The organism is Providencia sp. wls1914 (assembly GCF_009706645.1).
GTDB classification, from domain to species: domain Bacteria; phylum Pseudomonadota; class Gammaproteobacteria; order Enterobacterales; family Enterobacteriaceae; genus Providencia; species Providencia zhijiangensis.
Window position 1 is genome coordinate 374453 of the sequence record NZ_WLUN01000016.1, and the last position, 13174, is coordinate 387626.

Consider the following 13174-nt stretch of genomic DNA (forward strand, 5'->3'; position numbering starts at 1 on the left):
CGGCAATTTGACGAAAATTTTTAGTTCATTTAAACAGCAAAAAAGCCATTGACTAAACACATAGTCCAACATTAGACTAATTGTATAAGTTAAATTTCCGAATGAGGAAAATCAATGAGCCAAAATACCGTTTCTACCAATATCATTTACACTAATGCTCCCCAATTGGTTCCACCAAGAGGGCACTATTCCCACACCGTCACGGCGAATGGTTTCGTGTTTGTATCGGGGCAATTACCTACAGATAGCCAAGGAAATGTCCATGCGGACTCCCCCTTTGCTGAGCAAGCTGAACTTGTATTAGCCAATTTAGAGGCTTGCTTATCTGCCAGTGGTGTCGGTCGGCAGCAGTTGGTTCAAGTTCGAGTGTATATCGCGGATATGGACAACTGGCCGTTTTTTAATCAAATTTATGCAAACTGGATTGGTGAGTTTCGCCCAGCTCGTGCCGTTGCGGGTGTCAGTGAACTGCACTTTGGTGCGGGGATAGAAATTGAAGCGACCGCTGTAGCGGCAAACGCGTCGTTATAAAAATTCAATAAAAATCAATTTATTACCAACAAGCCATTTAATAATGGGGTATATCATGTCTGAATTAACGTTACCGACTTATCAAGATGTCGAAGCCGCAGCACAGCGCATTGCAGGTATTGCTCACAAAACCCCAGTGATGACCTCTACGACGGTCAACAATGAGTTTGGCGCTGAGTTATTCTTTAAATGTGAAAATTTCCAACGTATGGGCGCATTTAAATTTCGCGGTGCTTTAAACGCCCTTTCTCAGCTCACTCCTGCGCAAAAGAAAGCGGGCGTTATCGCATTTTCTTCAGGAAACCATGCGCAAGGTATCGCGCTGGCGGCGCAAATCTTGAATATTCCTGCCACTATTTTGATGCCAATTGACTCTCCAGAAGTTAAAGTTGCCGCAACTGAAGGCTACGGCGCTAAAGTGATTAGATTTGACCGCTATACCCAAGATAGAGAGCAACTTTGTCGCGAGTTGGCTGAAAAAGAGGGATTGACCATCATCCCACCTTACGACCATGTGGACATTATTGCGGGTCAAGGTACTGCCGCGAAAGAGCTGTTCGAGGAAGTTGGCGAGCTTGATGCCCTATTTGTTTGTCTCGGCGGTGGTGGATTACTGTCTGGTTGTGCGTTGGCAGCACGAGCTTTATCACCAAACTGCAAAATCTACGGTGTGGAACCTGAAGCGGGCAATGATGCGCAACAATCTTTCCGTAGTGGGAAAATCGTGCATATTGAAACTCCGAAAACTATCGCGGATGGCGCTCAAACTCAACATGTTGGGAACTACACATTTGAGCTGATCAAACAGAATGTGGATGACATTTTAACCGTGACCGATGCGCAATTAGTCGATCGCATGAAGTTCTATGCTGAACGCATGAAAATGATTGTGGAGCCGACCGGTTGCCTCTCTTTCGCTGCCGCCTTGAAAATGAAAGAACAGCTGCGCGGCAAACTCGTTGGGATTATTATCAGTGGCGGAAATGTGGACATTAAGCGCTTCGCAGAATTAATGTTAGCTTAAGCAATTTATGCCCCTTCTCTATTAGAATTGAAAAAAATAGTTTAATATTTAAAGAGATATCCAAAATAGATGAAGGGGTAGAGTTATGGCAAAACCACAAGAAAACAGTTTATTGGCACAAATTGAAGCCATAGCACAAGGGCTAAGTGAAACATTTGCCCCTTTCTGTGAAGTGGTGGTCCATGATCTGAAAAACCCTGAGCATTCGATTATTTCGATTCATAACAACCTCTCTGGGCGCAAAGAAGGTCAACCAACAACCGAATTGGGTCTCGCCCGTATTGAATCTGCCGATTTCCCCAATATCATCTCCAATTATGCCAATCAATTTCCAGATGGACGCCCAGCCAAAAGTACATCCATCGGTATCAAAGATGAAACTGGGCAATATGTTGCCGCATTGTGCCTCAATTTAGATATGACCCAGTTTCGCAGTATGCAAAGCATGCTGTCACAATTTACAGAAGTGGGATGCAGCCCCATTAAAGAGCATCTGGAACCTAATGGCAGCGAAGCAATCCGTACTCGCATCGATCAATACGCCGCTTCTATCGCCGCCACTCCGCGTACCTTGAAGGCGGATGACCGCGTTGCTTTAATCGAAATTTTACGTAAAGAAGGCCTTCTTGATATTAAAAAATCCATGGATACCATCGCGCAACACCTTGGGGTTTCTCGGGCTTCGGTCTATTTATATGCCAAGAAAGACAGTTAAATGTCCCAAATCGCTTTTCCTTGCCAGCATTCCTCGATCAACGTTAAGAAGTAGCTCACTTTGAGCGGCAAATAACGTTTTGTCGGATATAACGCACAAATCGAGGATTCTTGACGAGAAAATTCACTCAATATCGGTATCAGTCGCCCTTGCTGAATAGCATTTCCCACTAAGAAAGCCCCTAATTGGCAAATTCCCTCGTCTTCAATACTGGCATCTAAAATTGCCTGTGTGTCATTCAATGTCATGCGCCCAGAGACGGGTAATAATTTATATTCTTTCCAATGAGTGTATGGATGGTATTGTCCACTATGGTACTTTGGGGAATTGCTTATGGTGGCGTATCTGTCGCTTTAATGACTTGGATGATGCGTTACAGCGCCCACAATATTGAAGCCACAAGCTCCTTGTATATTGCCTTTTTTAATAGCGGAATCGCCTTAGGCTCTGCGCTTGGTGGTGTTTTCGTCTCTCTGTATGGATTAATGGGCAATTTACATGTCGCGGTATTGTCATTTGTGGCTGCGCTTGCGCTGTTAGGGATCAATTATTACCAGAAAAAAGCTCTCTAAGTTCTCTAACAAAGTCGATTTATTATTAATAACTAAAGTAAATGGCGTTTAAATTGGTAACGATTGTTTTTTTTAGCGCTAGCCTTTCTTGCTGAGTTATTGCATAAATAGCTATCGCCAAAAATAGGGAAATAAAATGACAAAAACAGCACCATTAACACTGTATTACGATACCTTTGGTCAGCCAGAACACCCTGCAGTCGTACTTATTGCAGGGTTAGGTGGACATAACATTAGTTGGACATCAGAATTTTGCCAACAAATTGCCGATGCAGGTTTTTATATTATTCGTCCCGATAACCGTGATGCGGGTTTATCGCCACATTTAGATAATTACCCGCCACTAAATATCGGAGAAATGGCTGAGCGCTTACAAAACGGCGAGCATGTCGATGTTCCCTACACCTTATTTGAAATGGCCGATGATATTATCGCCTTGCTAGATAGCTTATCCATTGAGAAAGCCCATATTGTAGGGCGTTCGATGGGAGGAATGATAGCGCAAGTGGTTGCATCAAAAGTTCCGAACCGCACTCTTTCGCTTTGCCCAATTATGTCATCAACTGGCAATCCTCAATTGCCGCAAAGCGAGCCGGATGTCATGAAAATGCTAATGTCTCCTAGCGTAGATCCTAAACAAGATTTTGACGGATACGTTGCTGGGCAACTCGCATTTTACCGTCGTATTGGTTCAACGTGCGTGCCGTTCGATGAAGAAAATTGCCGTGACTATATTACACAAGCATTCCAGCGTAATTACTCCCCTGAAGGTACTAAACGTCAGTTAGCTGCCGTTGCAGTAACGGGTGATCTAAGACCTCTCCTCGGTGCCATCACTGCCCCAACGCTGGTGATCCACGGTTCTATTGACCCATTATTCCCCGTCACTTCAGGTCAGGATATTTTTGATAATATTGAAACAGCAAAATTAGAAGTGATTGAAGGTATGGGGCACGATACGCCAGCCGCATTAAACCCTCAAATTGCTGAAATGATTATTGAGAATATGCGAGAGAGTGAAGTGAATTAATAACGTTAAGTTTGTAAATACGCGCCTGAATAAAGGCGCTTATTTTATACATTAAAAGTAGTCAGGTTAACAATTTAGGCATAGAGCGATTTTTCGTCCATATAATTTCACTCTGATTCTTACTTTAAACTGATATTATTATTTTTTGCCCACTTTCTTAATCTTCCATTAGCGTTGGCATACGGCGAAGATGTGTTGAATGAGATCATTCGCCCCATCGTCCATTTTGTGTACCATGATCTTCCATATAAAACATCATCGGTACGCTCATCAATAAGCTTCACAACTTCATTTTTTACAGCTTGAAGTTCAACCACTAACAATTCATAACTTAACTCACGGTAATCTGAGTAAAACTTTTGAGCAAGAAGACCAAGCTGATTCCACTTATAGCCAGTTTCTGGAAAATCGACAGGCTGGCCTTTAGCATCAGAAGTGATCCACTTTACAACAAGTGCATTCCATCCGATCAGATACGAAACGAGGTCACGAACACTCATTTCCGTTCCTTTGGCATGTCCATCCATTGAGTTATCTGAGGTCATTTTTGGCGGGATTGAGTTGAGGTAACTAATTAATTTACTAAAGTTTTTATCAATAGTTAAAAGCAGTTCAGCTTTTGTTTGCGGCACACTCATTTATAACCAGCCTTGCTGTTTATGTTGTGCGCAAATTGGACACAGAGTTTCTTCCGCAGTCCATGCCGAAAAAGGTAATTGGCATTTTTGGCATGTTCCATCGAAATAATGGAAATTCTGTGGTTCGCTATTTTTTGCAACATGAGGATGAACTTGAATTGATTTTGGGAAACAGACCACTTGGCAACTCATACAGCCGGTACAACGCTTATCGTCTAAACTAAATTGATGGTCTTCAAGCTCTATCGCCTGCTCATCGCACACTTTTGCGCACGCACCACATAAAATACAGCTCGCCGTATCTAATGCAATATGGAACCAGCTATCTTCAGGATAAAACTGTTTTCTGGCATTCAATCCCGTTTTGACCTTGTCACTGTCTAATGGCTGACTATCTAATTTTTGACGAAAAAGCATTCTACGACGCCCATTGTCCACTTCCGCAGGTTTGGTGATGGTCAAACTCCAAATAGGCTCTTGTAATGCTTCCAATTTTAAATTTAATGCGGCTAAGGCTGGCAACCATTTGTCCACCAGCGGTTCAGGAATTTGCATACCTCGAATAGCATATTGGCGATGCCAAACAATCAGTTCTTCAGAGCTGGCGAGAGGTTCATCATGGCTGATAACCAAAAAACCATTTTGGTAGGTTCGTTCATGAGGCTGAATATTCTCAATGGCATCGACTGGACAGGTAAACAGGCAGTTACCGCATTGATAACACAGTTCATTATCAATTTTCGCATCCATAAAACCAAAAGAAATCGCACCCACTGGACAACTGCTCGCACAGTTGTCACAAACACTATTTTTCAAGCGCTTATGGACACACTTTTCATTAATAACAGGTTCTGGAGGAAGATCTAATTGAATGAACCGCCGCATAATCTATTCGTTTACCTTTGATGATTAAGCTTAATCGCTTTCTATCATCTTAATGCAACGGTTTAAAATTAACATGACATAAATTAAAAATTAACGAGATATGATGGCATTACACGCAAATACACTCACTTGCTCTAGGATTTTATCCAATAAATCTTTATCAATATTTTCTTGATTCAATCGTTTTAATAGTGATTTTTTCGCAATCACGAATCCCAAAACTTGCCCAATTAAAGCATGTGCAGAAATAATCGCCGTCGCCCGATCTTCATTCGTAATAAATTGAACAAGTGACGTTAATCGAGAATGAAAAGGCTCAATAAACTCTTTAAAAATAATCTCGGCGTTTTCGGTAGGCTCCAACTGCTCTCTTAGGATTAATATGGAATAATATTCATGCCCCGGCGACAACAACGCTAATCCCAGCCCTTTTATTAATAACCGGAGTAATGATTCAACCTCGGCTACCTCATGGTTTGCCCGTGATTTTAACTGCTCAAACTGCACATCAAATACGCTCACATTGCTCATTTGGGCAAGATCTGCCGCGATTTTATGGATAACAGCTGCATAGACACCCATCTTACCTCCCATATGATAAGGGATGGCAGATTGATTTACTCCCGCACTTTCAGCCAGTTGACGAGTTCTTACGCCATTAATACCATAAAGAGCAAACTGTTTGATGCCTTCATTGATTAATTTTTCTTTCGTCAACTCCGAAGAGAGTGTGTTCTTATTTATTTCTGTCATATGCAGCTGAAACCCTAATTACACTAAATGAGTCATATTATACGTCGGCACGCATTAAATGCGTCGAATTATTATTTAATTCTATCCTTTTGTCTTTCCCCACAATCACGGTACCGCCTAAGATAGTAAATTGAAAATACAGCGATAAATAAACCAAGTCCCAATCAAACTTTTTGATCATCCTTTGAATAGTTTCGAGTGTATACTAGTGTGATCTCAACGTTTTGAACCCTAACCGATGCCAAAAGACATCCCCTACCATTCCCAACCAAAGGTTTGTATATGAATAATTTTGAGTTTTACAACCCAACGCGCATTGTTTTTGGTGAAGGTAAAATAAGTGAATTGGACCGATTGGTTCCCGCGAATGCAAAAGTCCTTGTGCTATTTGGCGGTGAAAGTGCTCGCAAGAATGGCACCCTCAATGAAGTTGCTAGCGCATTGAAAAATCGCCAAATTGGCTATTTTGGTGGGATTGAAGCCAACCCTCGCTATGAAACCTTAATCAAAGCTGTCGCGCAGATTGAACGCGAAGGTTATGATTTTTTACTGGCCGTTGGCGGTGGATCCGTCATTGATGGCACTAAATTTATCGCTGCAGCAGTCAATTACGCTGGCGATAAATGGGAAGTAGTGACCAGCGGTGGCGCCACTATTGAACACGCATTACCTTTTGGTACGGTATTAACCCTCCCTGCTACTGGCTCTGAAATGAACAAAGGCTCTGTGATCACCCGTGAGGAATTACACGCTAAATTAGCCTTTATGAGTGACAAAGTTTTCCCACAATTTTCTATTTTAGACCCCGTTAAAACCTACTCATTACCACCTCGCCAAATCAGTAATGGGGTTGTGGATGCGTTTGTACACGTTATCGAGCAATACCTCACCTACCCTGTGAATGCCAATGTTCAAGACGCATTTGCTGAAGGTCTATTGAGAACTTTGATCGATATTGGTCCGAAAGCCTTAGCAAATCCAACCAATTACGATGTTCGCGCCAATTTAATGTGGACAGCAACATTAGCGTTAAATGGTTTAATTGGTGTTGGCGTACCGCAAGACTGGGCAACCCACATGTTAGGTCATGAAATCACCGTTCTCTACGGTTTAGATCATGCCCAAACCTTAGCTATCATCCTGCCTTCCTTAATGGAAGAAAAACTGCCTCAGAAACAAGCGAAAATGGCGCAGTATGCGGAACGTGTCTGGGATATCCGTGAAGGCAGCGAAAAAGAAAAAGCACTCAAAGCCATTGAATTAACAAGAGACTTTTTCGAATCAATGCAAGTGAAAACACGCTTTAAAGATTATCAGCTCAACCAAGAAATCGTAGAGCCTTTAGTCGAAAGCCTTGTGGCACATAGCATGGTGACACTCGGAGAACATCGTGATATTACCCCTGAAGTGAGCCGCCGAATTTATCTCGCTTCATTATAACGCCCGTGTATTATCAAAAGAGCGCATTCCCTTGCGCTCTTTTTAATGATTCGAACAGGGTTTGAAGTTCACTTTCGCAACCAACCACTTCAGCAACAACGCCGCGCATATCGCCATTAATACATTGAAACTCAAGCTTAAACATGTTGCTTGACGTAAAGTTTCCAGAGAATTTCCATCTTCGAAATGAATCAATCCATACTGCAAGATCACCGAAGCGACCGTAGCACCAACCGCTGCACCTATTTGCTGGAGTGTCGCCGTCAAACCTGAAGCCATTCCCGTTTCTCTGTGAGACACTTTGGAAAGGACTAAATTAAGCATTGGCGTCATAATCATGCCTTGAGTAAAACCAATCGCACATAAAATGGGTGATAACGCCCAAATTCCGGCACCAAATTGGCCACCACTTAACGCGACGATTAACAAAAGATAGCTTGCCCCATACAGAATAGCTCCCCATAACAGGGTCTTATCTCCCCAACGATAAACCCATTTGGGTGTCAAAAAAGACGATACAACGAATCCAATGCTGGAAGGAACAAACACCAACCCTGCAACAAACGGCGTTAATCCAAACCCATTTTGTAGCAGAATAGAGAGTAACAGAGGAAATGCCGATGATGTTGCGTACACGCTCATGACCACCATTAGCCCAATAACAAAAGGTAAATTGAGCAAAATTCGCATACTGAATAAAGGTGTTAATTGGCGTTTTTCTCGCTCAATCTCGTAATAAGCAAAACCGCCTAAAACCAAACAACCCACTGCGAATAACCCGCTACTCATCATATTCCAGCCCCATACTGGCAGCATTAAAAACGGCAACAATCCACAACCAATGCCAACACTGGATAACAACACACCTAGCCAATCAAGATTAACTTGCAGTTTGTCCCCTTCGAGTAAATAGCGGGAAAACCCTAATGCAATAATACCAATCGGTAAGTTAACCAGAAAAATGGTTCGCCATCCTAACCCAAAAAGATCAAGCGTAATTAACCAGCCACCTAATGCCTGCCCAGCAATTGCAGCTAAACCTAATGTCATGCCTAAATAACCAAACGCTTTTTTAGCTTGGTATTCTGTAAAGTTAATCCGAATGCTGGAATACACCTGCGGGAAAAGTAGCGCGGCAGATAATCCTTGAATGAGACGTGCTGCAACGAGTAATAAAGCAGTCGGCGCAATCGCACATAATAATGATGAAAATACAAACCAAAACATTCCAACCCGATATAGCGTTCGCTTACCAAAAATATCCCCCAGTCGTCCCCCCGTAATCAGCAATAAACCAAAAGCCAGCTCATAGCCGACAATAATTAGCGTTAATTCTGTCAAATTAGCATTTAACGATTTCTCGATACTCACGATGGCGACATTCACCACAAACAGGTCAAATATGGTGACAAACCCGGCCAATAATAAAACACCTAATGCCGCTCTTTGTTGTTGATTCATAGTACACTCATTAACCAAGACAGATGAATAAATGAGGACTATAATCAACCTATTATCCTGTTACAATTTAACCACTTATACTATTACTAAAAGTATTAGGCTATGAAAAATAGACAACGAACTCGTCCTGAACTCGCCAATTTTTTAAAAAACAAACGTGAAAGCGTATCGCCAGAACAGGTAGGTTTACCCTGCTCGACGCGCCGCCGTACTCCAGGATTACGTCGAGAAGAAGTCGCTGCATTAGCGGGAGTTGGGCTAACTTGGTATACGTGGCTAGAACAAGGACGTGAAATTGGCGTTTCTAATCAATTTTTAGACAGTCTTTCTCAGGCATTACGTTTGAATAGCGCAGAACGCCAACATTTATATCTGCTTACTCAAAACCGTGAACCTAGCGTTTCAGCGAATACTGAGCATACGGTTCCTCCTGCAATTTCACGATTAATTGCAGATTTTCCGAGTCACTATTTATGCTATGTGCTCAATCTGCACTGGGATGTATTGGCCTATAACTCACAAGCAGACGAACATTTCCATTTCTCACAAGCCGAACCTTACTACCGTAATTTTTTGTATTTATTGTTTATGGATCCGCGTTATCAAGAGCGATTTGCAAACTGGTCACAGGTCGCACAGCAACTATTAGCCAGTTTCCGCCGAGATTATGCACGCACCAAACACGATCCTAATATTAAAAAACTCATTGAAACGTTAAGTACGGAATCATCGACATTCTATGATTTATGGCATCGCCATGAGATTTACCAACCGTGTACTGGAGTCCGAGATATTATTTATCAAGGTCGCGCTCAGCAATATGATTATACCTCGCTAACTTTTGATATTGAGAAAGGCAACCGACTCTTGGTTTATATGCCGATTAAATCGGATGATGAGTCAATAATTAATTGATTTTTTATGCAGTTAAGCTGATAGCAGATAACTCTACTATCTGTGCCGTCGCTATCTTTAGCCAGATAATTGGTTGGCAATGGCACAATAGCATGATCAAAATATTGTTTTGATTTCCCGCCCTAATAACCCGTTTCTTGGTGCCGTAATTTTATGTATTTTATATAACAAAATCACATAAAACATTTTTATAACAATCGTTTTTATAACAATCATTTTTATAACAACAATGTACTCCTAGGTCGTGAGCCATGTTTTCTAAATCCAATATCTCGAATACTGCCCTGCTCGCGTCTTCGCTGCTATTAACCATCGGGCGCGGCGCCACATTACCATTTATGGCGATCTATCTGACACGCCAATACCATATGGCGATCGATATCGTCGGTGTTGCTATGACTATCGCCTTAACGGTCGGCGTGTTGTTCAGTATGGGATTTGGCATGCTGGCGGATAAAGTCGACAAAAAACGCTGCATGCTTATTGCGGTGATAGCGTTTATTTGTGGATTTATCGCCATTCCGCTCATGAACAATGCACTATTGGTGATTATATTTTTCTCACTAATTAACTGCTCTTATTCTGTTTTTTCAACTGTTTTAAAAGGCTATTTTGCAGATACTTTGTCATTTTCCTTAAAGACTAAAGTATTTTCGCTCAACTACACCTTTATTAATATCGGTTGGACGGTCGGGCCACCAATGGGCACATGGTTATTAATGTACAGCATTAATTTGCCATTTTGGCTGGCGGCGGTCTCCGCAGCCGCTCCAATCTTTTTTATTCAGCGGTTTGTTCAAAGCACCAAACCTGCAAACCATGTTGATGGTCAACCTCGAGTGTGGAACCCCAAAGCAATGCTCCACGACCGTGCATTGGCTTGGTTTATTCTCTCCACTTTTCTTGGTTCACTCGTATTTGGCTCTTTTACCACGTGGATCTCCCAATATGTGATCACTGTAGCCAACAGTGATTTTGCACAAGCGGTAATTGGTGTGATTTTACCCGTCAACGCCGTCGTCGTTGTCACTTTGCAATATACGGTAGGCAAACGTATTACGCCGGATAACTTAAGACGCTTAATGACCATTGGTAGCATATTCTTTTTAGGGGGATTAGCTGTCTTTATGGGATCTGGAGATAACCTCTATTTATGGGCGCTAGGCTCATTTATCTTCACTTTGGGCGAACTCATTTACGCACCGGGGGAGTATATGCTAATTGATAGCATTGCCCCTGAAGGCATGAAATCCAGCTATTTTTCTGCTCAGGCGCTAGGATTACTTGGCGGGGCATTTAACCCTATGATGACGGGTTTCGTTCTGACTGAACTTCCTCCGTATTTTATCTTTATTATCTTAATGGTGGTGACAGTGCTGGCATGGTTAAGTATGCTCAACGGCATGCGAATTAAAAATAAACAAACTCTCGCATTGGCAATATAAACTGCGGTAAACGTAGTTTGCTGTATAAATAATATTCCTTATGTTTAATTACCCGCTAATAGCTATTATTAGCGGGTTTCTTTTTTCTATTTCCGCCCTATTTCAGCATGCTCATTTTTAAAGTTTCCCCGAGAATTTTTATCGCGTTGCGCCGTCTTGGGATCAGTTCTAAAGCATAGTTAATACGCAGATGGTTTGGGTAACAATCGCCTGTAGCAAAGTGGGCCCCCGTCAATACCGTCACTTTATTGCGATGCAAAATCTCCATCAATTTCGACGTATCTGTGGCAGGATGCTCGACCCATAATGAAAATCCACCTTGAGGGCGAGAAATTCGAGTATTAGCAGGAAAATGTGTTTCAACTAATTCTCGATATTGGCACTGTAATTCACGATATTGCTGACGCATTCGGCGTAAATGCAAAAAATAGTGCCCTTCTTTTAAGAAATTACTCATCACTTGCTGCATAAAAACTTCGCCAGAACAATGCGATAAGTATTTTAAGTGCATAACTTTCTCTTTGTATTTACCGGGGATGATCCACCCCGTCCGTGTGCCCGGTGCAACGGTTTTAGAAAATGAACTGCACAGAATCACATGACCTTCGGTATCCAGAGATTGGATCGTTGACGGTCGCGGATAGGCATAAGCAAGAGGTGCTAGGCAATCATTCTCGATAACGGTACCTTGATATCGATTAGTCATCTCGAGCAACCTTTGCTTATTCTTTTCCGGCATAATACTGCCCATCGGGTTATTGCACGTCGGCGTGACCACCACCGCTTTGACCTGCCAACATTGGAAAGCTTCTTCTAACCTATCCAAGTTAATCCCTGTTTGGGGATCAACTGGAATTTCGATGATTTTACGGCCCAGCCCATAAAGCGTTTGCAATAATCCGGGAAACGTCGGTGATTCAACAGCAACCACATCATTAGCTTGTGTACATGCTTGAATTGCAATAGAAAGTGATTGATGGGCACTGGTAGTTGTCACGATATCATCGGGGGTAAATGACTGACGATAATCGGACACATGATAGATTTGCTCCCTGAGTGCTGCTAACCCTTGTAAGCTATCATACTCAAGTGTTAGCGGATTACGACGTCGCGCCACCATATTCATTTCTTGCCATAGCGGTTCTAAGGTTTTATCTGCAATATTAGGTACCGCACACGATAATGATGTGACTCCTGCACGCTCTTCAACACGCAGGAAGTCCATCGTCGGGTTCCATTTATCAATATGAACAGGCTTTTGAATATAGTTAGCCACTTTAGGCAATGGTGCTGTGGCCTTTTCAGGGATCACAAAATAACCCGATTTCGGTACTGCATAAATGAGCTGACACCGTTCCAGTTCACGATAAGCCAGTTGAACCGTGGTGATGCTCACATCATGGCAGCGACTAATATCACGTACCGACGGCATTTTCTCCCCACCAAGAAACTCCCCTCGATGGATTTTGCTCTGCAGCATTTGAGCTATTTGTTTATAGAGCATCGCACTCATTTCCTTAAAATCGAATCCCGTATCTGTAATGTAATACAGATTTCTCCGAGATGATCTGTATTTTACAAAAAAACCAATCTGTCACTTTTTTAAGTCAATTTCTCATGCGAAGCTAAATAAACAAAATACAGCAATAGGATTTCATTTATGGAATATGAAAAAAACATAAAGGGCAAACCATACCCAAAATTTATATTAGCCCAACCAATCACTTTCATCTTTCGGTGGGTAACGTCATTATTTATAAGGAAA

The 13174-nt window shown here is 42.1% G+C and carries 13 protein-coding genes and 1 pseudogene; 8 read left to right on the plus strand and 6 right to left on the minus strand.

Annotated features, from left to right (window positions below; all coding sequences use genetic code 11):
* Window positions 1-114 precede the first annotated feature (114 nt).
* From GKR74_RS12385 to GKR74_RS12395, 3 genes are all read left to right on the plus strand, one after another.
* Window positions 115-531, plus strand: coding sequence for a RidA family protein (locus GKR74_RS12385; protein WP_154603803.1), 417 nt, complete (start codon window positions 115-117; stop codon window positions 529-531).
* A 55-nt stretch (window positions 532-586) separates the two neighbouring features.
* Window positions 587-1555 carry a threo-3-hydroxy-L-aspartate ammonia-lyase gene (locus GKR74_RS12390; RefSeq protein WP_154603804.1) on the plus strand — a complete coding sequence of 323 codons (969 nt, stop codon included), beginning with the start codon at window positions 587-589 and terminating at the stop codon, window positions 1553-1555.
* An 85-nt stretch (window positions 1556-1640) separates the two neighbouring features.
* On the plus strand, window positions 1641-2270 hold the full coding sequence (locus tag GKR74_RS12395) for a helix-turn-helix transcriptional regulator (RefSeq protein ID WP_154603805.1): 630 nt from the start codon (window positions 1641-1643) through the stop codon (window positions 2268-2270).
* On the opposite strand, the gene GKR74_RS12400 is transcribed toward GKR74_RS12395, so the two are convergent.
* Window positions 2267-2605: a LysR substrate-binding domain-containing protein gene (locus tag GKR74_RS12400; RefSeq protein WP_336431351.1), complete on the minus strand. Its 339-nt coding sequence runs from the start codon at window positions 2603-2605 to the stop codon at window positions 2267-2269. The two genes, GKR74_RS12395 and GKR74_RS12400, sit on opposite strands and share 4 nt — an antisense overlap.
* Between GKR74_RS12400 and GKR74_RS12405 the strand changes: the two genes are divergently transcribed.
* Together GKR74_RS12405 and GKR74_RS12410 are read left to right on the plus strand one after the other, a co-directional pair.
* Window positions 2567-2842 carry an MFS transporter gene (locus tag GKR74_RS12405; protein ID WP_154603807.1) on the plus strand — a complete coding sequence of 92 codons (276 nt, stop codon included), beginning with the start codon at window positions 2567-2569 and terminating at the stop codon, window positions 2840-2842. The two genes, GKR74_RS12400 and GKR74_RS12405, sit on opposite strands and share 39 nt — an antisense overlap.
* Window positions 2843-2978: 136 nt before the next feature.
* Window positions 2979-3872 carry an alpha/beta fold hydrolase gene (locus GKR74_RS12410; RefSeq protein WP_154603808.1) on the plus strand — a complete coding sequence of 298 codons (894 nt, stop codon included), beginning with the start codon at window positions 2979-2981 and terminating at the stop codon, window positions 3870-3872.
* A 119-nt stretch (window positions 3873-3991) separates the two neighbouring features.
* Here the strand turns inward: GKR74_RS12410 and GKR74_RS12415 are convergent, their stop codons facing one another.
* The 3 genes from GKR74_RS12415 to GKR74_RS12425 form a co-directional block, all read right to left on the minus strand.
* The gene (locus GKR74_RS12415) at window positions 3992-4510 is read right to left on the minus strand and encodes a ClbS/DfsB family four-helix bundle protein (RefSeq protein ID WP_154603809.1); all 519 of its coding nucleotides are present in this window, start codon (window positions 4508-4510) and stop codon (window positions 3992-3994) included.
* Window positions 4511-5395, minus strand: coding sequence for a 4Fe-4S binding protein (locus GKR74_RS12420; protein ID WP_154603810.1), 885 nt, complete (start codon window positions 5393-5395; stop codon window positions 4511-4513).
* Between the two features lie 90 nt (window positions 5396-5485).
* A complete protein-coding gene (locus GKR74_RS12425) occupies window positions 5486-6148 on the minus strand; it encodes a CerR family C-terminal domain-containing protein (protein WP_154603811.1) in 663 nt (220 codons plus the stop codon).
* A 282-nt stretch (window positions 6149-6430) separates the two neighbouring features.
* On the opposite strand from GKR74_RS12425, the gene GKR74_RS12435 reads away from it, so the two are divergent.
* Window positions 6431-7588: an iron-containing alcohol dehydrogenase gene (locus GKR74_RS12435; protein ID WP_154603813.1), complete on the plus strand. Its 1158-nt coding sequence runs from the start codon at window positions 6431-6433 to the stop codon at window positions 7586-7588.
* Between the two features lie 42 nt (window positions 7589-7630).
* On the opposite strand, the gene GKR74_RS12440 is transcribed toward GKR74_RS12435, so the two are convergent.
* A complete protein-coding gene (locus GKR74_RS12440; RefSeq protein ID WP_154603814.1) occupies window positions 7631-9049 on the minus strand; it encodes an MFS transporter in 1419 nt (472 codons plus the stop codon).
* A 102-nt stretch (window positions 9050-9151) separates the two neighbouring features.
* Between GKR74_RS12440 and GKR74_RS12445 the strand changes: the two are divergent.
* A pseudogene (locus GKR74_RS12445) lies at window positions 9152-9988 on the plus strand (helix-turn-helix transcriptional regulator).
* 227 nt (window positions 9989-10215) lie between these two features.
* Window positions 10216-11409 (plus strand): efflux MFS transporter YdeE, encoded by a 1194-nt coding sequence (gene ydeE / locus GKR74_RS12450; protein WP_154603816.1) that lies wholly within the window; start codon window positions 10216-10218, stop codon window positions 11407-11409.
* A 97-nt stretch (window positions 11410-11506) separates the two neighbouring features.
* Here ydeE and GKR74_RS12455 read toward each other — a convergent pair whose 3' ends face one another.
* Complete coding sequence (locus GKR74_RS12455) at window positions 11507-12913, minus strand: aminotransferase-like domain-containing protein (RefSeq protein WP_230089154.1); 1407 nt, start codon at window positions 12911-12913, stop codon at window positions 11507-11509.
* Window positions 12914-13174 lie beyond the last annotated feature (261 nt).